The 24,005-nt window shown below is 54.4% G+C and carries 25 protein-coding genes; 12 read left to right on the top strand and 13 right to left on the bottom strand.

The window, feature by feature from the left end:
* The first annotated feature begins 18 nt into the window (after positions 1-18).
* The 4 genes from hslV to rraA all read left to right on the top strand — a co-directional run bounded on the left by hslV (position 19) and on the right by rraA (position 3,468).
* Positions 19-549: an ATP-dependent protease subunit HslV gene (gene hslV, locus BM373_RS19520; RefSeq protein WP_090465309.1), complete on the top strand. Its 531-nt coding sequence runs from the start codon at positions 19-21 to the stop codon at positions 547-549.
* Positions 550-558: 9 nt separating this feature from the next.
* Positions 559-1,893 (top strand): HslU--HslV peptidase ATPase subunit, encoded by a 1,335-nt coding sequence (gene hslU, locus BM373_RS19515; RefSeq protein WP_090465306.1) that lies wholly within the window; start codon positions 559-561, stop codon positions 1,891-1,893.
* Positions 1,894-1,960: 67 nt separating this feature from the next.
* Positions 1,961-2,890 carry a 1,4-dihydroxy-2-naphthoate polyprenyltransferase gene (gene menA / locus BM373_RS19510; protein ID WP_090465303.1) on the top strand — a complete coding sequence of 310 codons (930 nt, stop codon included), beginning with the start codon at positions 1,961-1,963 and terminating at the stop codon, positions 2,888-2,890.
* A gap of 92 nt (positions 2,891-2,982) precedes the next feature.
* Positions 2,983-3,468 (top strand): ribonuclease E activity regulator RraA, encoded by a 486-nt coding sequence (rraA, locus tag BM373_RS19505; RefSeq protein ID WP_090465300.1) that lies wholly within the window; start codon positions 2,983-2,985, stop codon positions 3,466-3,468.
* A gap of 155 nt (positions 3,469-3,623) precedes the next feature.
* On the opposite strand, the gene zapB is transcribed toward rraA, so the two are convergent.
* Positions 3,624-3,869 (bottom strand): septal ring assembly protein ZapB, encoded by a 246-nt coding sequence (zapB, locus tag BM373_RS19500; protein WP_090465297.1) that lies wholly within the window; start codon positions 3,867-3,869, stop codon positions 3,624-3,626.
* A gap of 393 nt (positions 3,870-4,262) precedes the next feature.
* Here zapB and BM373_RS19495 point away from each other — a divergent pair, with 393 nt between their 5' ends.
* From BM373_RS19495 to fpr, 4 genes are all read left to right on the top strand, one after another.
* Positions 4,263-5,111, top strand: coding sequence for an MIP/aquaporin family protein (locus tag BM373_RS19495; RefSeq protein WP_090465294.1), 849 nt, complete (start codon positions 4,263-4,265; stop codon positions 5,109-5,111).
* Positions 5,112-5,132: 21 nt separating this feature from the next.
* Positions 5,133-6,641 (top strand): glycerol kinase GlpK, encoded by a 1,509-nt coding sequence (glpK, locus tag BM373_RS19490; RefSeq protein WP_090465292.1) that lies wholly within the window; start codon positions 5,133-5,135, stop codon positions 6,639-6,641.
* Positions 6,642-6,847: 206 nt separating this feature from the next.
* On the top strand, positions 6,848-7,858 hold the full coding sequence (glpX, locus tag BM373_RS19485; protein WP_090465289.1) for a class II fructose-bisphosphatase: 1,011 nt from the start codon (positions 6,848-6,850) through the stop codon (positions 7,856-7,858).
* A gap of 96 nt (positions 7,859-7,954) precedes the next feature.
* A complete protein-coding gene (gene fpr / locus BM373_RS19480; protein WP_090465286.1) occupies positions 7,955-8,701 on the top strand; it encodes a ferredoxin--NADP(+) reductase in 747 nt (248 codons plus the stop codon).
* On the opposite strand, the gene BM373_RS19475 is transcribed toward fpr, so the two are convergent.
* Positions 8,702-9,124 (bottom strand): DUF805 domain-containing protein, encoded by a 423-nt coding sequence (locus BM373_RS19475; RefSeq protein WP_090465284.1) that lies wholly within the window; start codon positions 9,122-9,124, stop codon positions 8,702-8,704.
* 113 nt (positions 9,125-9,237) lie between these two features.
* Between BM373_RS19475 and BM373_RS19470 the strand changes: the two genes are divergently transcribed.
* Together BM373_RS19470 and tpiA are read left to right on the top strand one after the other, a co-directional pair.
* The gene (locus BM373_RS19470; RefSeq protein WP_090465282.1) at positions 9,238-9,837 is read left to right on the top strand and encodes a DUF1454 family protein; all 600 of its coding nucleotides are present in this window, start codon (positions 9,238-9,240) and stop codon (positions 9,835-9,837) included.
* Positions 9,838-9,944: 107 nt separating this feature from the next.
* On the top strand, positions 9,945-10,712 hold the full coding sequence (gene tpiA, locus BM373_RS19465) for a triose-phosphate isomerase (RefSeq protein ID WP_090465280.1): 768 nt from the start codon (positions 9,945-9,947) through the stop codon (positions 10,710-10,712).
* A 96-nt stretch (positions 10,713-10,808) separates the two neighbouring features.
* Here tpiA and BM373_RS19460 read toward each other — a convergent pair whose 3' ends face one another.
* The 6 genes from BM373_RS19460 to cpxP all read right to left on the bottom strand — a co-directional run bounded on the left by BM373_RS19460 (position 10,809) and on the right by cpxP (position 16,890).
* Positions 10,809-12,113 (bottom strand): SLC13 family permease, encoded by a 1,305-nt coding sequence (locus tag BM373_RS19460; protein WP_090465277.1) that lies wholly within the window; start codon positions 12,111-12,113, stop codon positions 10,809-10,811.
* 73 nt (positions 12,114-12,186) lie between these two features.
* Complete coding sequence (locus tag BM373_RS19455) at positions 12,187-12,942, bottom strand: CDP-diacylglycerol diphosphatase (RefSeq protein WP_090465274.1); 756 nt, start codon at positions 12,940-12,942, stop codon at positions 12,187-12,189.
* A 93-nt stretch (positions 12,943-13,035) separates the two neighbouring features.
* Positions 13,036-14,025, bottom strand: coding sequence for a sulfate ABC transporter substrate-binding protein (locus tag BM373_RS19450; protein ID WP_090465272.1), 990 nt, complete (start codon positions 14,023-14,025; stop codon positions 13,036-13,038).
* Between the two features lie 145 nt (positions 14,026-14,170).
* Positions 14,171-15,133 carry a 6-phosphofructokinase gene (gene pfkA / locus BM373_RS19445; protein ID WP_090465268.1) on the bottom strand — a complete coding sequence of 321 codons (963 nt, stop codon included), beginning with the start codon at positions 15,131-15,133 and terminating at the stop codon, positions 14,171-14,173.
* Between the two features lie 180 nt (positions 15,134-15,313).
* Positions 15,314-16,219 carry a CDF family cation-efflux transporter FieF gene (gene fieF, locus BM373_RS19440; RefSeq protein WP_090465265.1) on the bottom strand — a complete coding sequence of 302 codons (906 nt, stop codon included), beginning with the start codon at positions 16,217-16,219 and terminating at the stop codon, positions 15,314-15,316.
* 167 nt (positions 16,220-16,386) lie between these two features.
* A complete protein-coding gene (cpxP, locus tag BM373_RS19435) occupies positions 16,387-16,890 on the bottom strand; it encodes a cell-envelope stress modulator CpxP (protein ID WP_090465261.1) in 504 nt (167 codons plus the stop codon).
* A gap of 148 nt (positions 16,891-17,038) precedes the next feature.
* Between cpxP and cpxR the strand changes: the two genes are divergently transcribed.
* Positions 17,039-17,737, top strand: coding sequence for an envelope stress response regulator transcription factor CpxR (gene cpxR, locus BM373_RS19430; RefSeq protein WP_090465258.1), 699 nt, complete (start codon positions 17,039-17,041; stop codon positions 17,735-17,737).
* Complete coding sequence (cpxA, locus tag BM373_RS19425; protein ID WP_090465256.1) at positions 17,734-19,110, top strand: envelope stress sensor histidine kinase CpxA; 1,377 nt, start codon at positions 17,734-17,736, stop codon at positions 19,108-19,110. Before cpxR ends, cpxA begins: the two co-directional genes overlap by 4 nt.
* 116 nt (positions 19,111-19,226) lie before the next feature.
* Here the strand turns inward: cpxA and yiiM are convergent, their stop codons facing one another.
* The 5 genes from yiiM to rhaS all read right to left on the bottom strand — a co-directional run bounded on the left by yiiM (position 19,227) and on the right by rhaS (position 23,774).
* Complete coding sequence (gene yiiM / locus BM373_RS19420) at positions 19,227-19,901, bottom strand: 6-hydroxyaminopurine reductase (protein WP_090465253.1); 675 nt, start codon at positions 19,899-19,901, stop codon at positions 19,227-19,229.
* Between the two features lie 139 nt (positions 19,902-20,040).
* The gene (locus BM373_RS19415) at positions 20,041-20,712 is read right to left on the bottom strand and encodes an oligogalacturonate-specific porin KdgM family protein (protein WP_256214700.1); all 672 of its coding nucleotides are present in this window, start codon (positions 20,710-20,712) and stop codon (positions 20,041-20,043) included.
* A 475-nt stretch (positions 20,713-21,187) separates the two neighbouring features.
* The gene (sodA, locus tag BM373_RS19410; RefSeq protein ID WP_090465247.1) at positions 21,188-21,808 is read right to left on the bottom strand and encodes a superoxide dismutase [Mn]; all 621 of its coding nucleotides are present in this window, start codon (positions 21,806-21,808) and stop codon (positions 21,188-21,190) included.
* A gap of 166 nt (positions 21,809-21,974) precedes the next feature.
* On the bottom strand, positions 21,975-22,853 hold the full coding sequence (gene rhaR, locus BM373_RS19405; RefSeq protein ID WP_090465244.1) for an HTH-type transcriptional activator RhaR: 879 nt from the start codon (positions 22,851-22,853) through the stop codon (positions 21,975-21,977).
* Between the two features lie 84 nt (positions 22,854-22,937).
* On the bottom strand, positions 22,938-23,774 hold the full coding sequence (rhaS, locus tag BM373_RS19400; protein ID WP_090465241.1) for an HTH-type transcriptional activator RhaS: 837 nt from the start codon (positions 23,772-23,774) through the stop codon (positions 22,938-22,940).
* Between the last annotated feature and the right edge of the window lie 231 nt (positions 23,775-24,005).

The raw sequence follows: 24,005 nt of genomic DNA, 5'->3' as shown, positions 1-24,005 counted from the left end.
GCAACAAGGGGTCTGCTCGTGACAACAATCGTAAGTGTACGCCGTAACGGCCAGGTGGTGATTGCCGGTGACGGCCAGGCCACGCTGGGCAATACCGTAATGAAAGGCAACGTGAAAAAAGTGCGCCGTCTGTATAACGATAAAGTCATTGCAGGCTTTGCGGGCGGTACAGCCGATGCGTTCACGCTGTTTGAACTGTTTGAACGTAAGCTGGAAATGCACCAGGGTCATCTGGTAAAAGCCGCGGTTGAGCTGGCAAAAGACTGGCGTACTGACCGGATGCTGCGCAAGCTCGAAGCTCTGCTGGCGGTCGCCGATGAAAATGCCTCGCTTATCATCACCGGTAATGGTGACGTGGTACAGCCGGAAAACGACCTGATTGCCATCGGTTCCGGCGGCCCTTATGCCCAGGCCGCTGCCCGTGCTCTGCTGGAAAATACTGAGCTTAGCGCGCGCGAAATTGCAGAGAAGGCGTTGGGGATTGCAGGCGATATCTGCATTTATACCAACCACTTCCATACTATCGAAGAATTGAACTCTAAGGCGTAAGGATCTCCCATGTCTGAAATGACCCCACGCGAAATTGTCAGCGAACTGAACAAACACATCATTGGCCAGGACAATGCCAAGCGCTCCGTGGCGATTGCCTTGCGTAACCGCTGGCGTCGTATGCAGCTTAACGAAGAGCTGCGCCATGAAGTCACCCCGAAAAATATTCTGATGATTGGCCCAACCGGTGTCGGTAAAACCGAAATCGCCCGTCGTCTGGCGAAACTTGCCAACGCGCCGTTCATCAAAGTCGAAGCCACTAAATTCACCGAAGTCGGCTATGTAGGTAAAGAAGTTGATTCTATTATCCGCGATCTGACCGATGCGGCAGTGAAAATGGTGCGCAGCCAGTCGATCGACAAAAACCGCTACCGCGCCGAAGAGATGGCGGAAGAGCGCATTCTCGACGTGCTGATCCCGCCGGCGAAAAACAACTGGGGCCAGGCTGAAACCACCCAGGAACCTTCTGCGGCGCGTCAGGCATTCCGTAAAAAACTGCGTGAAGGCCAGCTGGACGACAAAGAAATCGAAATCGATCTGGCTGCCGCGCCGATGGGCGTTGAAATCATGGCTCCTCCGGGCATGGAAGAGATGACCAGCCAGTTGCAGTCCATGTTCCAGAATCTGGGCGGGCAGAAGCAGAAGCCGCGCAAGCTGAAAATCAAAGATGCAATGAAGCTCCTGATTGAAGAAGAAGCAGCAAAACTGGTCAATCCGGAAGAGCTGAAACAGGACGCGATCGATGCCGTTGAACAGCACGGCATCGTGTTTATTGATGAGATTGACAAAATCTGTAAGCGCGGCGGCAATAGCTCCGGCCCGGACGTATCGCGTGAAGGCGTGCAGCGTGACCTGCTGCCACTGGTGGAAGGCTGCACCGTCTCCACCAAACACGGCATGGTCAAAACTGACCACATTCTGTTTATCGCGTCCGGGGCGTTCCAGACGGCCAGCCCGTCCGATCTGATCCCGGAATTGCAGGGTCGTCTGCCGATCCGCGTTGAATTGCAGGCGCTGACCGCACAAGACTTCGAGCGTATTCTCACCGAGCCGAACGCGTCAGTCACCGTGCAGTACAAAGCGCTGATGGGCACCGAAGGCGTCAATATTGAGTTTACCGATGACGGCATCAAACGTATCGCCGAAGCCGCATGGCAGGTGAATGAATCGACCGAGAACATCGGTGCGCGCCGCCTGCACACCGTGCTTGAGCGCCTGATGGAAGATATCTCCTATGACGCCAGCGATCTGAACGGTCAGTCGATTACTATTGACGCCGATTATGTGAGCAAGCATCTGGATGCGTTGGTTGCAGATGAAGATTTGAGCCGTTTTATCTTATAATCGCGCTTAATGCATTTTCATCACTGTTGATGGGGCTGAATAGCCCCATTTTTATTGGCTAAATATTATGACTGACTCGCACTCTTTGAGCCGCTCGCAGGCCTGGCTGGAAAGCCTGCGCCCGAAGACGCTTCCTCTCGCCTTTGCCGCCATTGTGGTCGGCACAACGCTTGCCTGGTGGCAGGGGCATTTCGATCCGCTGGTCGCTATCCTTGCGCTGATCACCGCCGGGCTGCTGCAAATTCTCTCCAATCTGGCTAATGATTACGGCGATGCGGTGAAAGGCAGCGATAAACCCGATCGCATCGGGCCGCTTCGCGGGATGCAAAAAGGGGCGATTACCCAGCCGCAGATGAAGCAGGCGCTGCTGGTGACGGTGATCCTCAGTTGCATTTCTGGTCTGGCGCTGGTGACGGCGGCGTATCAGACGATGGCGGATTTTATTGGCTTCCTTGCGCTGGGCGGGCTGTCGATTCTCGCCGCGATCACCTACACCGTGGGCCGCCGTCCGTATGGCTACCTGGGACTGGGTGATGTTTCCGTCCTGATCTTTTTCGGCTGGCTGAGCGTGATGGGAAGCTGGTACTTGCAGGCGCATACCCTGGTTCCGGCCATTATTCTGCCTGCCACCGCCTGCGGTTTGCTGGCGACAGCGGTGCTTAATATTAATAACCTGCGCGATATTAATTCCGATCGCGAGAATGGAAAAATCACGCTGGTGGTACGCCTGGGGCCACGCAACGCCCGTATTTATCATGCCTGTCTGCTGGCGGGCGCGCTGCTGTGCCTGGCATTATTTAACCTCATTTCGCTGCATAGCCCATGGGGTTGGCTGTTCATTCTTGCCGCACCGTTGCTGGCGAAACAGGCGCGCTATGTGCTGCGAGAAAGCGATGCCGCCGCGATGCCACCGATGCTTGAACGCACGGTAAAAGGTGCGCTGCTAACTAACCTGTTGTTTGTCATTGGAATTATCTTAAGCACGCTGGCGTTTTAACTGACAAATATCAATTAACAATTGATGATTTTGCCAACAACGCATGATGCGCGATATACTGACAACTCTCGCAGCAACTGAACGTAAATCCTATGAAATACGATACTTCCGAGCTTTGTGACATCTACCAGGAAGATGTCAACGTCGTGGAACCGCTGTTTTCCAACTTTGGTGGGCGGTCGTCTTTTGGCGGACAAATCATCACGGTGAAATGTTTCGAGGACAACGGGTTGCTCTATGATCTGCTCGAACAGAATGGCCGTGGTCGCGTGTTACTGATCGACGGCGGCGGTTCTGTACGTCGCGCGTTAATTGATGCCGAACTGGGCCGTCTTGCCGTTCAAAACGAATGGGAAGGCATTGTGGTTTATGGCGCGGTGCGTCAGGTGGACGATCTTGAAGAGCTGGACCTCGGCATTCAGGCGCTGGCTGCCATTCCGGTCGGTGCTGCAGGTGAAGGCATTGGCGAAAGCGATATCCGCGTTAATTTTGGTGGGGTAACGTTCTTTTCCGGCGACCATCTTTATGCCGACAATACCGGCATTATCCTTTCTGAAGACGCCCTGGATATCGAGTAGTCATTTTCCCCTCACCCTAACCCTCTCCCCAGGGAGAGGGGACAGATCAAGCGCAAACTCACCTTTCATCCTCTCCCCAGGGAGAGGGCAAACCGAGCGCGAACCCGCCTTTCACCCTCTCCCTGAGGGAGAGGGCCGGGGTGAGGGGGAAGTAGTTACACTTCTTCCATACGTCCCAGCAGTGCCTGAAGACGATCCTGCCAGCCGCTCTGCTGTTCGCGCAGCTGGTGGTTTTCACGCTCCAGATCTTCGCGGGAATGCTGTGCAGACTGAATTTCCTGCGACAGCGAGTTGTTCTTTTCTTTCAGCTCTTCGATTTCCATCTGCAACAGGGTGATGGTATCAATCGCCTGCTGTACTTTCGCTTCCAGCTTCTCAAACACTTCTAATGACATTGTCATACCTCTCCTGAATTCCGATTTGCAAGGCGACGCCGAAATCAACGCGCACTGTATCCCCCGATTGTATGGAGCGGCTTCGCGCCTGTCCAGCGACAACCCTTACAGATCGCGGTTTGCAACACTTTTCAGTCTATACCTGGTGCATCAGATGAAACTACCCCTAAATTGTTAATCGAAACGTTAATGAATTGATTCAGCTCTCATCTTCCCCATTGTTCATGGCACGCTCGATAGCGCGAAAACGCTCATTTTATTGACACAGCACACACAATTTGATTTCGATATTTCTCGTTTTTGCTCGTTAACGATAAATTAACACTATGTCTACAGGACATCGTGGTTGTCTTCGACCGCCGCGCTAACAATAATCACTAAAAACTTTAGGATCCGATTATGAGTCAAACATCAACCTTAAAAGGCCAGTGCATCGCCGAATTTCTCGGCACCGGGTTGTTGATTTTCTTCGGTGTAGGATGTGTCGCAGCGCTGAAAGTGGCAGGAGCCAGTTTCGGGCAGTGGGAAATCAGCATTATCTGGGGTCTGGGCGTGGCGATGGCCATTTACCTGACTGCGGGGGTTTCCGGTGCGCATCTCAACCCGGCGGTGACCATTGCGTTATGGCTGTTTGCCTGCTTCGACAGGCGTAAAGTTGTTCCGTTTATTGCTTCTCAGTTTGCCGGTGCATTTTGCGCGGCAGCGATTGTTTACGGGCTTTATTACAATCTTTTCATCGACTTCGAACAAACCCATCATATGGTGCGTGGTAGTGTTGAAAGCCTGGATCTGGCTGGCATCTTCTCCACTTATCCGAATCCGCATATCAATTTTGTGCAGGCCTTCGCGGTTGAAATGGTGATTACCGCTATTCTGATGGGCGTCATTATGGCGCTGGGCGATGACGGCAACGGTATTCCGCGTGGTCCGCTGGCACCGCTGCTCATTGGTCTGCTGATCGCCGTCATTGGTGCGTCCATGGGACCGCTGACGGGCTTCGCCATGAATCCGGCTCGTGATATCGGGCCAAAAGCCTTCGCCTGGCTTGCAGGCTGGGGCAACGTCGCCTTTACCGGCGGCAAGGACATTCCCTACTTCCTCGTGCCGTTGCTGGGCCCGGTTGTAGGCGCTTCGCTGGGTGCGTTTGGCTACCGTAAATTGATTGGCCGCCATCTGCCTTGCGATACCTGTGAGGTGGAAGAGAAGGACACGACCGCCACCCCTGCACAACAAAAAGCTTCGCTGTAATGCGACTACAGGAAAAAAATCATGACTGAAAAAAAATATATCGTTGCGATTGACCAGGGTACCACCAGCTCTCGCGCCGTTGTAATGGACCATGACGCCAACATTATCAGTGTGTCGCAACGCGAATTCGAACAAATTTATCCGAAGCCAGGCTGGGTTGAGCATGACCCGATGGAAATCTGGGCCACCCAAAGCTCCACGCTGGTCGAAGTGCTGGCGAAAGCGGACATCAATGCCGATCAGATTGCAGCCATCGGCATCACCAACCAGCGTGAAACCGCCATCGTCTGGGATAAAGAAACCGGTAAGCCGATTTATAACGCCATTGTCTGGCAGTGCCGCCGCACCGCAGAAATCTGTGAGCAGTTAAAGCGCGACGGCCTGGAAGATTATGTTCGTCAGACCACCGGTCTTGTGGTTGACCCGTACTTTTCCGGCACCAAAGTGAAGTGGATCCTCGACCATGTTGAAGGCTCGCGTGAACGTGCGAAGCGCGGCGAGCTGCTGTTCGGCACCGTCGATACCTGGCTTATCTGGAAAATGACCCAGGGCCGCGTGCACGTCACCGACTACACCAACGCCTCCCGTACCATGCTGTTTAACATCCATGAGCTGCAATGGGACGAGAAAATGCTGGAAGTGCTGGATATCCCGCGCGCCATGCTGCCGGAAGTGCGTAAATCCTCTGAAGTTTACGGTCAGACCAACATTGGCGGTAAAGGCGGCACACGTATTCCTATCGCCGGGATTGCCGGGGATCAGCAGGCGGCGCTGTTCGGCCAGCTATGCGTGAAGGAAGGGATGGCGAAAAACACCTACGGCACCGGCTGCTTTATGCTGATGAACACCGGCGAAAAAGCGGTGAAATCTGAGCACGGCCTGCTGACCACCATCGCCTGCGGCCCGCGCGGCGAAGTGAACTACGCGCTGGAAGGCGCAGTATTTATGGCGGGCGCGTCAATCCAGTGGCTGCGCGATGAGATGAAGCTGATCAGCGACTCGTTCGATTCCGAATATTTCGCGACCAAAGTGAAAGACACCAACGGCGTGTACGTGGTACCGGCGTTTACCGGCCTCGGTGCACCTTACTGGGACCCGTATGCACGCGGCGCAATTTTCGGCCTGACCCGTGGCGTGAACTCTAACCACATCATCCGCGCGACGCTGGAATCGATCGCCTACCAGACCCGCGACGTGCTGGAAGCGATGCAGGCAGACTCCGGCATTCGTCTGCACGCCCTGCGCGTGGACGGCGGCGCGGTCGCCAACAACTTCCTGATGCAGTTCCAGTCCGACATTCTTGGCACCCGCGTTGAGCGCCCGGAAGTGCGCGAAGTCACGGCGCTGGGCGCGGCGTATCTGGCCGGGCTGGCGGTAGGCTTCTGGCAGAATCTGGATGAGCTACAGGAAAAAGCGGTGATTGAGCGTGAATTCCGTCCGGGGATTGAAACGACCGAGCGTAACTACCGCTACAGCGGCTGGAAAAAAGCGGTGAAACGCGCGCTGGCGTGGGAAGATCACGAGGAGTAAGCGCTTTTCCCCTCACCCTAACCCTCTCCCCTCGGGAGAGGGAACTCTCCTCTGCCCTTGACCTTCCCCCTCTCCCTCAGGGAGAGGGTCGGGGTGAGGGTGACGCTCTGCCCTTCTCCCTATCCCTCAGGGAGAGGGCCGGGGTGAGGGTGTTCCCGCCCCTCTGTGTTAAACTTTGTGCAATTTCTTTGACTAATGAGTTTGTAATGAAACGAGAACTTGCCATCGAATTTTCACGCGTCACCGAAGCGGCTGCCCTGGCTGGCTACAAGTGGCTGGGACGGGGCGACAAAAACACAGCTGACGGTGCGGCGGTTCACGCCATGCGCATCATGCTCAATCAGGTCAACATTGACGGCACCATCGTCATTGGCGAAGGGGAAATCGACGAAGCGCCGATGCTCTACATCGGTGAAAAAGTCGGTACGGGCAAAGGGGATGCGGTGGACATCGCCGTTGATCCCATCGAAGGCACGCGCATGACGGCAATGGGCCAGGCCAACGCGCTGGCGGTGTTAGCGGTCGGCGACAAAGGCACCTTCCTCAACGCGCCCGATATGTATATGGAAAAGCTGATCGTCGGCCCCGGCGCGAAAGGCGCAATCGATCTTAACCTCACGCTTGAACAAAATCTCACGAACGTTGCCGCCGCGCTTGAAAAGCCGCTGAGCGAGCTGACCGTGACCATTCTGGCGAAACCGCGCCACGATGCGGTCATCGCTGACATGCAAAAACTCGGCGTGCGCGTCTTCGCCATTCCTGACGGCGACGTAGCCGCGTCCATTCTGACCTGCATGCCGGACAGCGAAGTGGACGTGTTATACGGCATTGGCGGCGCACCAGAAGGCGTGGTATCGGCGGCGGTGATCCGTGCGCTGGACGGCGACATGCAGGGTCGCCTGCTGGCACGTCACGATGTTAAAGGCGACAGCGAAGAAAATCGCCGGATTGGTGAACAGGAACTGGCCCGTTGCTCCGCCATGGGCATCGAAGCGGGTAAAGTGCTGCGTCTGGATGACATGGCGCACAACGATAATGTGATTTTCTCCGCCACCGGTATCACCAAAGGCGATCTGCTGGATGGCATCACCCGCAAGGGCAACATGGCGACCACCGAAACGCTGCTGATCCGCGGTAAATCACGCACCATTCGTCGCATCAAATCGATCCATTATCTGGATCGCAAAGACGTTGACGTCCAGCGTCACATTCTCTGAAAACATTTGTTCAATTGAGCTTTCCGGCCCGCCTGGGCTGGAAATGTTCTGCCCGACGAACCAGGATAAGGCAATGAATCAGAACAGGAGTAAATCATGGCGGAGTGGGTTTCAGGAAAAGTCGCAAAGGTGGAATTCTGGACTGATGCGTTGTTTAGTCTCACCGTTCATGCTCCCATTCACCCCTTCACTGCTGGTCAGTTTGCCAAGCTCGGGCTGGAAATTGACGGTGAGCGCGTGCAGCGCGCTTACTCTTATGTGAATGCCCCATCCGATCCCAATCTTGAATTTTATCTGGTGACGGTACCGGAAGGAAAACTCAGTCCGCGTCTGGCGGCGCTCAAACCTGGTGACGAGGTGCTCATCGTGGCCGAAGCGGCGGGCTTTTTCGTGCTGGAAGAAATCCCTGACTGTGAGACGCTGTGGATGCTGGCGACCGGTACCGCTATTGGTCCGTATCTGTCGATTTTGCAGGAAGGGCGCGATCTCGATCGCTTCAAAAACCTGGTGCTGGTGCATGCGGCGCGCTATGCCGAAGATTTAAGCTATCTGCCGCTGATGCTGGAGCTGCAAAAGCGCTACGAAGGCAAACTGCATATTCAGACCGTGGTAAGCCGTGAAACGGTGGCCGGATCGCTGCATGGGCGCGTCCCGGCGCTCATTGAAAGTGGCGAGCTGGAAAAGGCTGTTGGCCTGCCGATGAACCCCGAAACCAGCCACGTTATGCTGTGCGGGAACCCGCAGATGGTGCGTGATACTCAGCAACTCCTGAAAGATACCCGGCAGATGACCAAACATTTGCGTCGCCGACCGGGCCATATGACCGCTGAACATTACTGGTAATTAGCGGAACTTGACGTCCAGCGTGTCTTTGCCGAATTTATTCTCGCCCTGGGTGCCGATAAACGCGCCCAGATCGAGCAGGAGCATCACGATTATTACTGTAGGGACAAATCGCCCAAGGGCCCACGCCCAGACCCCGCCCATCACCGCCGCCCAGTTACCCGCCAGCAGTATCCACGCCATAATCATCAGTAACGCCCACAATCCCGACCGACCGCGATCGTGCAGGCGTTTTACTACCACGCAGGCCGTCGGCCAGAGCAGGCAAACCAGAGCGAAGGCCGCCAGTTGCAGATCCACCAGCGCATTGCCCGCCAGGGAAAAAAGCACCACCATGGCCAGTGCCCACAAAATAATCCAGATCCAGAAGTCACGGCGTCCTATACGCCCTTTAAATGAAAATAACCACTGCTGTATGGTCATGTAAGGTTCCTTATAATCGTAGTGCTGCGTAGTGTAACCTGGAGATGTCGGTTTTTGACAAGGGGGGCAGTTATCGTTTTAATCGTGAACAAACTGTTCGGAGGACGAGGTCAATGAAGACACGGAGTTATCGAATCTGGCTGTTGCTGTCCATGCTGATGATCAGCGTGCGGGGACTGGCCGTCGAGGTGCCGCTGGCGGCAACCGCGCCCTATTTGCTGGCAGGTGCGCCCACGTTTGAGCAATCTATCAGTCAGTTCCGGGAGAAGTTCAACGCTGACAATCCCGGGCTTGCGCTCAATGAGTTTCGCGCGATCGATTCACGTAACGAGCGCAATAACCTGACGCGGGCGGCGAGCAAAATTAATGACAATCTCTACGCTTCAACGGCGCTGGAGCGCGGCACGCTGAAGATAAAATCGATGCAAATCACCTGGCTGCCCGTTCAGGGGCCAGAACTGAAGGCGGCAAAAGCGAAAGCGCAGGAGTACATGGCGGCGGTATTACGCGCTTTCACACCTGCCCTGACGAAAGTGCAAAGCCTGCAGAAATTACAGAAGCTGCTGGCCCGTGGCAAAGGTAAACCCTGGTATGCAGAGAGCGAAGGTGCGTTACGCTATGTTGTCGCAGATAACGGCGAAAAAGGGCTGACCTTCGCAATTGAACCGATTAAGCTGACGCTATCTGAATCGTCTGAGGGCAACAATAAATGACAAAAAGCAAAGCCTTTACCAGTGCGAATCTCTATACTGATTCACAGACCATGCTGCCGTAACCGGCAGCCATATTCCTTGATTCGCTTAACGCGTGGAGAATGAAAATGCGACATCCTTTAGTGATGGGTAACTGGAAACTGAACGGCAACCGTCTCATGGTAAATGAGCTGATTGCTAACCTGCGTAAAGAGCTGGCTGGCGTGACCGGTTGCGGCGTCGCCATCGCGCCTCCGGCAATGTACCTGGATCTGGCTAAACATGCCGCTGACGGCAGCCACATCATCCTCGGCGCGCAGAACGTTGACGTTAACTTGTCTGGCGCATTCACCGGTGAAACCTCCGCAGAAATGCTGAAAGACATCGGCGCAAAATACATCATTATCGGTCACTCTGAGCGTCGCACTTACCACGCTGAGTCTGATGAGCTGATCGCTAAAAAATTCGCCGTGCTGAAAGAGCAGGGTCTGATCCCGGTTCTGTGCATCGGTGAAACCGAAGCAGAAAACGAAGCGGGTAAAACCGAAGAAGTATGCGCACGTCAGATCGACGCAGTCCTGAAAACTCAGGGCGCAGCCGCTTTTGAAGGCGCAGTGATTGCCTACGAACCGGTCTGGGCTATCGGTACCGGCAAATCAGCGACCCCGGCTCAGGCTCAGGCGGTGCACAAATTCATTCGCGATCACATCGCAAAAGCTGACGCGAACGTGGCTGAGCAAGTGATCATCCAGTACGGCGGTTCCGTGAATGATAAAAACGCAGCCGAGCTGTTCGCTCAGCCGGACATCGACGGCGCGCTGGTTGGCGGTGCATCTCTGAAAGCTGACGCGTTTGCAGTGATTGTGAAAGCGGCTGAAGCAGCGAAGCAGGCGTAAGTTTTTATCCCCTCACCCCGTCCCTCTCCCTCAAGGGAGAGGGGGAAACCATTCCCTCTCCCACGGGGAGAGGGTTAGGGTGAGGGGAAACCTCCCTTACAACTCCCCCAGCACCCTGAACCACGCATAATCCAGCGGCAACAGCACCAGATAGGTCGCAATCGCCAGCGCGATACACAGCAGCATTCCCGCACGCGCAGGCACCTTCCCTAACGCCATCGCCACCACAATCGGCGACGCCTGATACGGCAGCAGCGGCGTGGAATACCCCAGCACCTGAATCATAATCACCGACAGCAGCGGGAAACCGGTGGCATCGGCAAAACTCTGTGCGAGTGTGGTGTACAGCGCCGGAACGCCGTTCGCTGTCATGATGAAATTAAGCGCGGTTGTAATGCCGGTCAGGGCGAGGAAACTGGTGAAGGGTTTCGCCGGATCCAGCGGCATGATGTGCAGCAGCGCGTCGCCAACAGCGCTGCCAATCCCGGTTTGTGTCACCGTGATCGCCAGCCCTAAAATCCCCGCCACATAAATACAGGTGCGCATGTTCACCCCGGTCGAGAACTCCTCGCCGGTAATAAAGCCCACGCGCGGCAACAGGGTGACACACGCCGCTGCCAGGCCCGTCCACGCCGGGCCAATCCCGTGCCAGCTCTCCGTCACCCACATCACCAGCACCACCGACAGCAGCCAGGCGAGACGCTTCTCCTGACGACTCATCGGTGCTGCGGGCGTTAACTCGCGCGGCGCATGGGGCTTGCCGGGGAAAAGCCAGCAGATCAGCGCAATCAGAACCAGCCCTTTCAGAATACCGAGCACCGGCGTGTGCAGCAGCAGATAGGGAAGATAATTGAGATGGATACCAAACGAGCCTTCCGCTGCCCCGCTCATGACCAGGTTTGGCACGTTGGCAGGCAGAATGGTGGCGGACAACTGGAAGGTGCCGAAACCCACCGCCAGTGCCAGCCCATACCAGGCCCGCGTGCCTTCGTTAATGCCTGCCCGCCCCGCCATCGCCGCCACTATCGGCATCAACAGCGCGATGCGTCCCATATTCGACGGCATCACAAATGCCAGCGCGTAACTGAGCAGCACCACGCTGCCCACCATTAACAGCCAGGAGTCGGTGAGTCTCGCCGACAGCGCCCTTGCCGCCCGATCCGCCAGCCCGGTTTTGCGGATCGCCACGCCCAGCACAAATCCACTGAACACCAGCCAGAAAGCGGAGGAGGCAAAACCGCCAAAAATCACATCCGGTGGCGCGATTTTTGCCACCATCGCGGCGGTAAAAAAGAGCAGCGCGGTAATAAATTCAGGCAACAGCGACGTCGCCCACAGCACGATGGTGACGCCGACGATCAGCGAAGGAAGGAACAGCGGGTGCGTAAACCAGATCGACATACCTGTCTCCTGTAGAAATTTTCAGCAAGTCTACGGCGACGGACACCGATCGTAAACGCCAAATCTGGTGGGGCTATTTTAAGATATCACACTGATGATCCTGAATGTCCTCAGCGTGCGCACGGTTAAACGCCAGTAAATTCCGCGCGGTTGCCAGCAGCACAAAGCTCCCATCTGACTGTTTGACTAATGCCATCGCATAACGCCCCATATGCTCACGCGCATCCGGCAACTCCTCCGCCAGCATCAAAAACGGACTGCTTTTGACCAGTTCCACTTCCGTGACACGGCGCGCCAGGTATTCATGCCCGCGCAGGCCGTCCGGTAAAGGCTGCCAGCGCGTACCGATGGTAGCGATATTGTTATTAAGCGTAGCGCGAACATCTGGTCGCAGGCAGGAAATATGGATGTGAAAATGATGTTGTGTGCGCCCGGTGCGGGAATTGATGGTCAGCGCAACGGCGTCGTCCGGCACCGGCGCTCCCCGGCGCTCGCTCATAAACCGGCGGGCGTGCCACGCCTGCCAGAAGAAATTCGGCGTGTGTGGATCGAGCAGCAGCGGGCTTTCCGTGCCGTTGATTTTGTACGACGGCATCAGCAGATATTGCAGCGGTCCGTTGCGGTCTTTAAGCACCACGTAGCGACCTTTCAGATCGACGGCGGCACAGGGCGCAGGCGTCTGGTTTTGCTGCGCGCGCGGAACGCACTGTTCGATGACAATCTGCCGCAGGGCATCGGGACTACCCGATTTCAACCACAGCCAGACGCCTGCAACGGCAGCAATCACAAGAATAATCAGCAGAAGAATTAAGCGTTTGAGCGTTTTCATCGCGCGTTCCCTTACAGCGGTCTGACCGGCAGGTTAACGCATAATGATGACGAAATGGAAATGCCCGGCGTACCGGGCATCAGAATGAGAGGATTAACGCTTGCTGATCTGGTCGAAGGTGCCGCCGTTAGAGAAGTGCTCTTTCTGCGCTTTGGTCCAGCCGCCGAACTCTTCATCAATGGTGAACAGTTTCAGTTTCGGGAACTCGCCTTCGTATTTCTTCGCTACGTCCGGGTTACGCGGGCGGTAGAAGTTTTTCGCCGCGATTTCCTGGCCTTCCGGCGAGTAGAGATACTTCAGATAGGCTTCCGCCACGGCTTTGGTCTCTTTCTTCTCAACCACTTTGTCGACCACAGAAACGGTCGGCTCCGCCAGAATCGACTCGCTCGGCGTCACGATTTCGAACTTGTCTTTGCCCAGTTCGTTCGTTGCCAGCAGCGCTTCGTTTTCCCACGCGATCAGCACGTCACCGATACCCCGTTCAACGAAGGTGTTGGTTGCACCGCGCGCGCCGGAGTCCAGCACTTCGACGTTTTTGAACAGCGACTTCACGAAGTCCTGCGCTTTAGCCTGGTCGCCGTTGTTGTGATGCAGGGCGTAGCCCCACGCTGCCAGATAGTTCCAGCGCGCACCGCCGGAGCTTTTCGGGTTTGGCGTGATCACCGAAACGCCCGGTTTCACCAGATCGTTCCAGTCATGAATTTGTTTCGGATTGCCTTTGCGCACCAGGAACACGATGGTCGAGGTGTACGGCGCGGAGTTGTCCGGCAGGCGTTTGATCCAGTTTTTATCGATGCGTCCACGCTGGGCGATCGCATCCACATCATAAGCCAGCGCGAGAGTGACCACGTCGGCTTCAATACCGTTAATAACGGACGTGGCCTGTTTGCCCGAGCCGCCGTGCGACTGGCGGATCACTACGTTGTCGCCGGTTTCCTGCTTCCAGTGTGCGCTGAACGCTTTGTTGTACTGTTCGTACAACTCACGCGTTGGATCGTAAGACACGTTTAATAACTGAATATCCTTCGCCAGAACACTGCCGGATGCCAGCAGTAAAGTTAATCCCACGCCCCATTTGTTCATTGCTCACTCTCTTTGGCTGATGTGTTGTGATGGAGTCAGCCTGCCAGAAAGAGAACCAATGATTAAAGAATAAAAAAAGATTGGCTATAACAGCGGAGAATAAGAGGAAAGCATCCCTCTCTGCGCGGAGAGGGATGTAAAAGAATTAATACAGTTTCTTAGCGCAATCCAGCCAGTCGCCTTTGAACGGACGCTTCATGTTCTCGATAGCGTCAATGATGTCGTGGTGCACCATTTTTTCGTTCTGAATACCGACGCAACGACCGCCGTGGCCCTGCAACAGCAGCTCAATAGCGTAGGCACCCATGCGGGAAGCGAGGATACGGTCGTAAGGCACCGGCGAACCACCACGCTGAATGTGGCCGAGGACGGTAGCGCGGGTTTCACGCTCGGTTTCTTCTTCGATGTATTTCGCCAGTTCGTCGATATCGCAGATGTGTTCGGTAATCGCCACAATGGCGTGTTTTTTACCTTTCGCGATACCGGCTTTGATTTCATTCACCAGGTCTTCACGGCTGAATTCCACTTCCGGCAGAACGATAAACTCACAGCCGCCCGCAATGGCTGCCGCCAGGGTCAGATCGCCGCAGTAACGGCCCATCACTTCAACGATGGAGATACGCTGGTGAGAAGAGGAGGTGTCGCGCAGGCGGTCAATCGCTTCAACAACGGTGTGCAGTGCGGTGAAGTAGCCGATGGTGTAATCGGTGCCGGCTACGTCGTTATCGATAGTGCCTGGCAGGCCGATGCACGGGAAGCCCATTTCTGTCAGGCGCTTGGCACCCATGTAGGAACCGTCGCCGCCGATAACGACCAGCGCGTCGATACCGCGTTTTTTCATATTCTCAATGGCAACAGAGCGGATATGTTCTTCGCGGAATTCCGGGAAGCGCGCGGAGCCTAAAAAGGTGCCGCCACGGTTGATCATATCGGACACGCTATAGCGGTCGAGCTGCACCATACGGTCTTCATACAAACCTAAATAACCGTCATAAATACCACAAACTTCCAGGCCTTCAGTTAATGCCGCACGGACCACGCCACGGATTGCCGCGTTCATGCCCGGCGCATCACCGCCACTTGTCAACACACCGATTTTCTTAATCATGACTACCTCTGAACTTTGGAATGCAAAATGAATTCTGTTGCCCGAAGCGACTCCCCTGAGGAGTGAACAACTATGCTGCGAATAGTATATCAATAAGTCTTTGCTGAATTGATTCAGGTCAGGCGAAATGGCGGTAATTTATGCACAAAAAAGTGGCCTGACTCACCCTTTTACAACCGCTCACAATGCATTGATTGACGTACCCTTTTCCTGGGGTACTACCGAACAGGGATCCTGATGGATGATGACATCTGACCCCGGAAAGCGCTGCAAAATCGCCTGCTCAACCTGCTCAGCCACCAGATGCGCCTGAACAAGCGGGAGATTGTCATCCATTTCCAAATGAATCTGAATAAAGCGGGTCGGCCCTGACTGCCGCGTGCGAAGGTCGTGCGCGCCGCTGACGCCAGGCCAGCGAGTGACGATTTCGAAAATTTCCAGACGTTCGGCATCGGGTAAGGCGCGGTCCAGTAACGACTGAACGGCTTCATAGCCCATACGCAATGCGCTGTACAAAATATAAACGCCGATCCCTAACGCAAAGAGCGCATCCGCCCGGTGCCAGCCATACCATGACAGCCCCAGCGCGATGAGAATAGCGCCGTTCATCATAACATCAGACTGATAATGAAGCATATCTGCCCGCACGGCCTGGCTATGCGTTTTTCTTACCACCCAGCGCTGAAAGGTGACCAGCATCACAGTACACAGCAGCGCGATCACTGTCACCACCACGCCAATGCCCGGCGCGGTCATCGGTTCCGGGCGGGCAAGATGCTGAAAGCCGGTCAAAAACAGAAACAGCGCCGAACCGGAGATAAACATGCTTTGCGCCAGCGCCGCCAGCGACTCCGCTTTACCATGCCCGAACGTGTGCTCATCGTCCGCGGGTTGCAGTGAATAACGTACGACCAGCAGATTAGTGAGCGATGCGGCAATGTCCACCAGCGAATCAACCAGCGCCGCCAGAATACTGACCGAGCCGGTATACCACCAGGCGATGATTTTAATCACCAGTAATGACGACGCCATGACGGTGGCAGCGATAGCGGCACGACTGACCAGCCGTCCATAAGATTGATTCATGAGCACTCCTGTCTGGACACAGGGGCAAGTATAACGGATGAGAAAATAGCTATTGTGGGAAAAAGACGCATCAGACGGCGTGAAATCAGCGATTAACAGGCAAAAAAAACCCCCACATCATGTGGGGGAAGACAGGGATGGTGTCTATGGCAAGGAAAACAGGGTTATTACTGGTTACTACCGGTACTGCTACTACTCGATAACATCAACGAAGAACTTTGCTGCGTTCGCGCGATATCGCGTAACTCTTCCATTCGCTGATCGTGTTTCTTGTGCAAAACCGCTTGCTGCTCGGGCGTTAACAGGTGGTACATCTGGTTACGCACCCGGGCCATTTCGACCTGGCGCATAACCTGCTCCTGTGCCATCTTTTCTGCCTGAGCGCGCACAGCGCGTTCATCAAAATTTTCGGCGGTGACAAGGCGGTGCATTGTCTCCATTTCGGTAACATTCACAGGGGGCTGGTTATGCCGGGCCTGCTGCATCAGATCGCGCAACTGCTGACGTTGGTGTTCATTCAAACTTATTCCGTCAAACATGTGGCTCTGACTGCTACGCTGATTAAGTCCTTCCGTCGGGTGCCAGTTATCGCCTGTTACGACTCCAGCCGCCTGGCTTGATACACTTAATGCCAGCGTTGAGGCCATGACGGCAGCGGTAACATTGCGCATCACTTGCTCCCAAAATCTTTTCTGTCGCGATTCAACGAGAGTCAGTCTACGATTCAGGCTGCAAACTAGCGTCAGGGGGTGTAAAACAACGTAAAGTCATGGATTAGCAAGCCTCGATGACGTAATTTCTGCCTCGGAGGTATTAAAAATGAATAAAATTCTGTTAGTTGATGATGACCGAGAGCTTACATCCCTTCTAAAGGAGCTGCTCGACATGGAAGGCTTCAATGTGCTCGTTGCCCATGACGGGGAGCAGGCACTCGACCTCCTGGACGATAGCATCGACCTGCTTTTGCTCGACGTTATGATGCCGAAGAAAAACGGTATCGACACCCTTAAAGAGCTGCGCCAGACACACCAGACACCCGTTATTATGCTGACCGCACGCGGCAGCGAACTCGATCGCGTTCTCGGCCTTGAGCTGGGTGCAGACGATTATTTACCTAAACCTTTCAATGATCGCGAGCTGGTTGCGCGCATCCGCGCGATTCTGCGCCGTTCACACTGGAGTGAGCAGCAACAGAACAGCGACAACGGTTCCCCAACGTTAGAAGTGGACGCCTTAAGCCTGAACCCGGGCCGTCAGGAAGCGAGCTTCGAAGGGCAATCGCTGGAATTGACCGGCACGGAATTCACCCTGCTTTATCTTCTGGCACAGCATCTTGGCCAGGTGGTTTCCCGTGAGCATCTCAGCCAGGAAGTTTTAGGCAAACGCTTAACGCCGTTCGATCGCGCCATCGATATGCACATCTCTAACCTGCGCCGCAAATTGCCGGAGCGTAAAGACGGGCATCCGTGGTTCAAAACCTTGCGCGGCCGCGGCTATCTGATGGTTTCTGCTTCATGATAGGAAGTTTGACTGCACGCATCTTTGCTATTTTCTGGTTAACGCTGGCACTGGTGCTGATGCTGGTATTGATGGTGCCGAAACTCGATTCCCGTCAGATGACGGAGTTACTCGACAGTGAACAGCGCCAGGGCGTGATGATTGAACAGCATGTCGAAGCGGAACTCGCCAATGACCCGCCGAATGACCTGATGTGGTGGCGCAGGCTTTTCCGCGCTATCGACAAATGGGCTCCGCCGGGGCAACGCCTGTTACTGGTGACCAGTGAAGGCCGCGTAATTGGCGCAGAACGCAGCGAGATGCAGATCATCCGTAACTTCATCGGGCAGGCGGATAACTCCGATCACCCGCAGAAGAAAAAGTACGGACGGGTAGAACTGGTGGGACCCTTTACCATCAGGGATGGCGAAGATAATTATCAACTCTATCTCATTCGTCCGGCCAGCAATTCGCAGTCAGACTTTATTAACCTGCTTTTTGACCGCCCGCTTTTGTTGTTGATTGTCACGATGCTGGTCAGCTCGCCGCTGCTGCTCTGGCTGGCGTGGAGTCTCGCCAAGCCCGCGCGTAAGCTGAAAAACGCAGCGGATGAAGTGGCTCAGGGCAACCTGCGTCAGCATCCGGAACTGGAGGCCGGGCCGCAGGAGTTCCTCGCCGCCGGAGCCAGTTTTAACCAGATGGTGACGGCGCTGGAACGCATGATGACCTCCCAGCAGCGCCTGCTGTCGGATATCTCGCACGAACTGCGCACCCCGCTGACCCGCCTGCAACTGGGCACGGCGTTACTGCGCCGTCGCAGCGGTGAGAGCAAAGAGCTTGAGCGCATTGAAATGGAAGCGCAGCGTCTGGACAGCATGATCAACGATCTGCTGGTGATGTCGCGCAATCAGCAGAAAAACGCGCTGGTGAGCGAGACGATCAAAGCCAATCATCTGTGGGACGACGTGCTGGATAACGCGGCATTTGAAGCCGAGCAGATGGGCAAATCGTTAACGGTGAAATTCCCGCCGGGCCCATGGCCGCTGTATGGCAACCCCAATGCGCTGGAAAGCGCGCTGGAAAACATCGTGCGTAACGCGCTGCGCTACTCCCACACCACGATTGAAGTAAGTTTTGCCGTGGATAAAGAGGGCGTGACTATTAACGTTGACGACGATGGCCCAGGCGTCAGTCAGGAAGATCGCGAGCAGATTTTCCGTCCCTTCTATCGCACCGACGAAGCCCGCGACCGCGAGTCCGGCGGCACCGGCCTTGGGCTGGCGATTGTCGAAACCGCCATTCAGCAGCATCGCGGCTGGGTAAAAGCCGACGACAGCCCGCTGGGGGGATTGCGTTTGACGATCTGGCTGCCGCTGTACAGTAAGCGGGTGTGATTTCCTTATACCCTCACCCTAACCCTCTCCCTCAGGGAGAGGGAACAGATCGAGCACGGACTTGCCCTTCCCCCTCTCCCTGAGGGAGAGGGCCGGGGTGAGGGTCAAAACGCCCCCTACTTCCCCCACAACCTTCGTGAATTATCCTCAATCTTCCCGCTCAAACGCCGCTTCTGCATCGTTCTCGTCCAGCTTACCGACAGCCCCGCGGCCGACAGCAGGCGGTGATACTGCTCGTCATCAAACGGCGTATGCCACGCGATCGCGGCGGCGTTATAAACGCTGACATCACTGACGCGCGATACCAGTTCAAGCGGTGCGTCACTTGCGACTTTCCCCGCCGCAATCACGCGATACAGCCAGCCTGTCCGCCCGCTGTTTTGCATCAGCAACGACAAGTCACTAATACCAAAATGAAAGTTGACCTTAAAGCACGGCGAGCGCGGCTGTGTCACCTGTATCAGCGCCTCGCCCCAACGGAAAATATCTCCGATATAAACGTTTTTTTCCGTCAGCCCTTCGGTTGACAGATTCTCCCCAAACGCAGGCGCAACAAAGAGCGCAGCCTGCTCCGGGAACTCACGCGCCCACTGCGAATAATGCTCGCGGGGATAATGACACAAGGCGCGATCCGGCCCACCGTGGATCACTTTTTCCGCCTGCTCATCCCCTGACAGCCCGCGCTCCGTCAGCGTCAGTTCGCCATCAACCTGTAATTTGGCAATCGCGCTCGCCCTGCTGCCTGCATACTCGCGCACCTTGCCTGTAAACACTTCAACCGGATGTTGCATCACTCTTCCCTTTCGCGGCACAGAGCCCACAGGCTCGCCGGAAAAGCAGCCAAATACAATAATTTTTGTGCAGGCAGTAAGCAGAAAAATCCGTCAGACAACGTTAACTGCCGGATTTTTAACAGACGCGCGGGAGAGATCAGAAGGTGTAGCCGATGCCAACACGGAATCGGGTCTGACGTTCATCCGTGGTATTTCTGACGGAGACATTGCCGACTTCAACGAAAGGTGACCAGCCATCAATCAAATAGGCGGTGCGGAAGTTAAATTCGTAATTATCTTTTCCGTTATCGAAGAGATTATATTTTTCCGCTTTTTTATAAATGCCTTCCAGCGTCCAGTCGAAGTTATTCCATTTATATCCCGCCCAGACGTCCATGCGGTTAATTTTGTCGTCATCACGCGCATCAGAGGAACGGCGAACGTATTCAAAACGATAGCGCGCACCCAGCCACCAGTCGTCATTGAGCGTCCAGGTGGCGCGCAGATAGGGTTTATAGTTTGAATAACCATCGCCGGTTTCCAGTACAAATCCTGGCTGCCAGGCGACCGAACCGGTTTTATATTGATAGCTAACCGTATATTCGTTCCCCTGCACTTCCATATCGTTAAACGCTTTATTGGTATCATCGCCGCCCGATTTTGAAATGGCTTCTATTGCAAAGCCAAATCCATTACCAAAACGATGAGAAATATACGCACGATCGTAATTAGCCTGACTGTCATCCAGATATTCATGGCGAACGTCAACATATACGGCGTGTGCGTTTGACACGGCCAGAGGCAGTAAAAGTAATAATAATTTTTTCACGGCTACATCCTTATAAAAGAAAGCAAATGAACAGGCTGTTATTTTCAGCTCTTCATGCAATCTAATTGCCATGAAATATTGTTTCAATAATTTTATTATTTTAATTCAGCAATTGCGGGAAGTATCATAAAGATGGCAAATACAGAATTTTATTATATTGTGCATTTTGATTTATCCTGTCGAATACATTCATGTGAACTATAAATAAAATTAAATAAGCCTTTGATAATATTAAATAAAAAATAAAAACACCCCTTCCCGAGATAAAAAAGAGTGCGTAAGCAAACTACCAGCAGGCATAAATAATTAGCCTTTCCCAGGCGAAATAAATAGAAAGCGTGATATTACCCCACACATTCTTTGTATTATTGCCATAAAAGCGATGTTGCTGTCAGTGCGCTTAAGGTGGCATAGAAAAAGCCCCTTTCCGCAGCGCGAAAAGGGGCTTTAATATCAGAAACCGTAAAAAACGGACTTATTTTTTCGCAGCAAAACGTGCAGCAGCTTCGTCCCAGTTCACCACTTCCCAGAACGCCTTAATGTAATCCGGGCGTTTGTTCTGGTATTTCAGGTAGTAAGCGTGTTCCCACACGTCCAGACCCACAATCGGGAAGCCGGATGCGCCAGAAACCGCTTCGCCCATCAGCGGGCTGTCCTGGTTCGCGGTAGAAACCACGGCCAGTTTGTCATCTTTCAGTACCAGCCACGCCCAGCCGGAGCCGAAACGGGTAGCAGCAGCTTTCTCGAACTCTTCTTTGAATTTCTCAACGGAGCCGAAATCGCGCTCGATAGCGGCTTTCAGATCGCCCTGCAGCGTGGTGCCGGTTTTCAGGCCTTTCCAGAACAGGCTGTGGTTAGCGTGGCCGCCCGCGTTGTTACGCAGAACGGTTTTCTTATCAGCCGGAACCTGATCCAGTTTCGCGATCAGCTCTTCAACCGGCAGATTTGCCAGCTCTGGCAGGCTTTCCAGCGCTGCGTTAGCGTTGTTCACGTAAGTCTGGTGATGTTTGGTGTGATGGATTTCCATCGTCTGCTTGTCGAAATGCGGTTCTAATGCGTCATACGCGTAAGGCAGGGATGGCAGTGTGTAACTCATATTCATCTCCATTTATTGTCGGGCGGCAGAAGTGTTAACGCCGCGTAAGCAGTTGGTTCATTATAGTTAAATAAGTGATATTGAAAATGTTTATCAATGCCGTAGTTTTTATATGGTTATAACTTTTTGTTATGTAATTGATTCTACGCTACCTGCCATGCACTGATTAGTCAAAAGTGACATCACTGTTTATCACGTTCTTCACTGCCCGACTGCGCTGCCGCCAGTGGCTCGGCGTGGCACCAATCTCACGCGTAAACACCACTGAAAAATAGTTACTGTCCTCAAAACCGCAGCGCATGGCGATTTCACCGATCATCAGCTCCGTGTGTTGCAGCAGGTACTGGGCGTGACAGATGCGCAACTGGCGTAAATAGTGATTGATCGTCATCCCGGTTTGCGACCGGAACTGCTGGCGCAGGGTACGCTCACTGCACTGATTTTTCTCGCAAAAGGCTTCCAGCAGAAAAGTGCGGTTGAGGCTTCCCGCCAGCGCCGTGATGAGTTTATCCAGCAGCGCTTCACGGTCAGTGGCAGACAGGTTATCGGTCGCATAACGATGCCGCGTCAGCGTCATGAGAAGCTGCGCAAAAAGCAATTCGGCCATCGGATTCGCCATCGCATCGGTTTTGGCGCTTTCATGTTCCAGTTGCGTGATCACCTGCCGCGCCTGGGTCATGCCGGTGCTGCCAAGCCGCCAGTGCGGTGTCCAGACCGATCCGTTAAGGCCCGGAATGTGCGCATCCCAGTCGAGATTCAGCGTCAGCCGCTCAGGGCAGTAGATGATGTTTTGCAGAACCAGATCGTTAACCGAGGCATAAGAATGGCGGTCTTGCGCGCGAATATAAAACAGATCGCCGCGCGTAATGCGGTACGGGCGGTCGTTTAAAATATGCAGACCGTTCCCGCGCCACACCAGCACCAGTTCGCAGAATTCGTGGCTGTGTTCAGCAAACACATTTTGCGGATAGCGATCGGCAACAGCGACCGCCTGGCCACTACGCGGGAAAAAGTCTGCTTTTCGAAGAATTAACTGGCCCGTCACGACGCACCTCAACTGCGAATAATCGTTAATTATTAGCTGTTTTGGCGTAAAAAAACGGTGATTACCCTCTCGTTACCACCACAGCTATTGCAGCGGGGTATCGCGCCCCTGACGGATATCGCGCGGCGACCAGTTAAACTCCCGGCGAAAAAGCGTCGAAAAGTGGTTACTGTCGCCAAAACCGCAGCGATAAGCGATATCGGTGACACTCTCATCGCTGTGGCGCAGAAGGTGGCGCGCTTTAATCAACCGTAAGCGATTCAGATAACGCTGCGGCGTCATGCTGGTGTACTGCTTAAGCTGGCGGTGCAGGGTGCGCAAAGAGAGCGAAAAGCGATCGGCGAGCGCTTCCCAGCAGACATCTTCGGCATAGTGTTCTTCCAGCCACGAGATCAACTGGTTCAGGCGAGCATCGTTATTCACCGCAATGGCTTCCTGACTGCCTTTACGCAGCAGCACCAGCAGTTGCATAAACAGGATTTCACGATTGGCGCGCGCCGCCGTATCCGTTTCCTCGCCTGCGTTTTCCATCTGGCCGACAATCTGCCGCACCTGTTGCAGCACGCCCTGATTCACCCGCCAGTGCGAAGGGTAGTATCCGTCCTGCTCCTGCGGCAGCAGTTGGTTGAGCCCGGATAAAAACTGGAACGCGTCCGGGGAGCGGTACAGCACATTGGTCAGACACAGGTTGTCGGTGTGCTCATACAGATGCCTGTCGTGATCGCGAACAAAGCACACGGTGCCGCCGCTGATGGTATAGGGCTGGCCGTTAAAGACATGAATACCCGTGCCGTGTTCGACAATCACAATCTCATGAAAATCATGATGATGTTCCGGGAAAGCCGACTGGGGAAGACGCGGCTCAATGGCGACGGGCGTTGAACCTGTCGGAAAAAAATCCACGCTGTGTAATACGGTCATGATCATCCCCACCGATGAGAAACATTCTCAGAATAGTAATTAAGCCCCCCGGTTCTCACCTTGAATTTTTGACAGCAATGCGCGCAAAGGCTGTCGTTTTTTCAAGAAACAGTCGGAAAGATCGGGAAATGCGGTTGCCGTCACATCCCTTTAAAAACGGACGATTACTGGAAACTGTGAACTCCCTCACGTTCATCTTTGCTTTCTTGCCAGCCGCCATTAGCGGTTGTC

Source organism: Enterobacter sp. kpr-6 (assembly GCF_900116015.1).
In the GTDB taxonomy this organism is placed as follows: Bacteria; Pseudomonadota; Gammaproteobacteria; order Enterobacterales; family Enterobacteriaceae; genus Enterobacter_D.
This window is presented reverse-complemented; position numbering and strand designations above follow the sequence as displayed.

What these genes read in the sequence shown, in the direction of transcription:
- pfkA (WP_090465268.1), bottom strand. Translation starts at nt 15,133, where the DNA reads ATGATTAAGAAAATCGGTGTGTTGACAAGTGGCGGTGATGCGCCGGGC.
- BM373_RS19475 (WP_090465284.1), bottom strand. Translation starts at nt 9,124, where the DNA reads ATGACCATACAGCAGTGGTTATTTTCATTTAAAGGGCGTATAGGACGC.
- cpxR (WP_090465258.1), top strand. Translation starts at nt 17,039, where the DNA reads ATGAATAAAATTCTGTTAGTTGATGATGACCGAGAGCTTACATCCCTT.
- BM373_RS19495 (WP_090465294.1), top strand. Translation starts at nt 4,263, where the DNA reads ATGAGTCAAACATCAACCTTAAAAGGCCAGTGCATCGCCGAATTTCTC.
- zapB (WP_090465297.1), bottom strand. Translation starts at nt 3,869, where the DNA reads ATGACAATGTCATTAGAAGTGTTTGAGAAGCTGGAAGCGAAAGTACAG.
- rraA (WP_090465300.1), top strand. Translation starts at nt 2,983, where the DNA reads ATGAAATACGATACTTCCGAGCTTTGTGACATCTACCAGGAAGATGTC.
- BM373_RS19470 (WP_090465282.1), top strand. Translation starts at nt 9,238, where the DNA reads ATGAAGACACGGAGTTATCGAATCTGGCTGTTGCTGTCCATGCTGATG.
- cpxP (WP_090465261.1), bottom strand. Translation starts at nt 16,890, where the DNA reads ATGCGCAATGTTACCGCTGCCGTCATGGCCTCAACGCTGGCATTAAGT.
- sodA (WP_090465247.1), bottom strand. Translation starts at nt 21,808, where the DNA reads ATGAGTTACACACTGCCATCCCTGCCTTACGCGTATGACGCATTAGAA.
- BM373_RS19455 (WP_090465274.1), bottom strand. Translation starts at nt 12,942, where the DNA reads ATGAAAACGCTCAAACGCTTAATTCTTCTGCTGATTATTCTTGTGATT.
- BM373_RS19460 (WP_090465277.1), bottom strand. Translation starts at nt 12,113, where the DNA reads ATGTCGATCTGGTTTACGCACCCGCTGTTCCTTCCTTCGCTGATCGTC.
- glpX (WP_090465289.1), top strand. Translation starts at nt 6,848, where the DNA reads ATGAAACGAGAACTTGCCATCGAATTTTCACGCGTCACCGAAGCGGCT.
- fpr (WP_090465286.1), top strand. Translation starts at nt 7,955, where the DNA reads ATGGCGGAGTGGGTTTCAGGAAAAGTCGCAAAGGTGGAATTCTGGACT.
- fieF (WP_090465265.1), bottom strand. Translation starts at nt 16,219, where the DNA reads ATGAATCAATCTTATGGACGGCTGGTCAGTCGTGCCGCTATCGCTGCC.
- rhaS (WP_090465241.1), bottom strand. Translation starts at nt 23,774, where the DNA reads ATGACCGTATTACACAGCGTGGATTTTTTTCCGACAGGTTCAACGCCC.
- cpxA (WP_090465256.1), top strand. Translation starts at nt 17,734, where the DNA reads ATGATAGGAAGTTTGACTGCACGCATCTTTGCTATTTTCTGGTTAACG.
- glpK (WP_090465292.1), top strand. Translation starts at nt 5,133, where the DNA reads ATGACTGAAAAAAAATATATCGTTGCGATTGACCAGGGTACCACCAGC.
- tpiA (WP_090465280.1), top strand. Translation starts at nt 9,945, where the DNA reads ATGCGACATCCTTTAGTGATGGGTAACTGGAAACTGAACGGCAACCGT.
- BM373_RS19450 (WP_090465272.1), bottom strand. Translation starts at nt 14,025, where the DNA reads ATGAACAAATGGGGCGTGGGATTAACTTTACTGCTGGCATCCGGCAGT.
- hslU (WP_090465306.1), top strand. Translation starts at nt 559, where the DNA reads ATGTCTGAAATGACCCCACGCGAAATTGTCAGCGAACTGAACAAACAC.
- yiiM (WP_090465253.1), bottom strand. Translation starts at nt 19,901, where the DNA reads ATGCAACATCCGGTTGAAGTGTTTACAGGCAAGGTGCGCGAGTATGCA.
- menA (WP_090465303.1), top strand. Translation starts at nt 1,961, where the DNA reads ATGACTGACTCGCACTCTTTGAGCCGCTCGCAGGCCTGGCTGGAAAGC.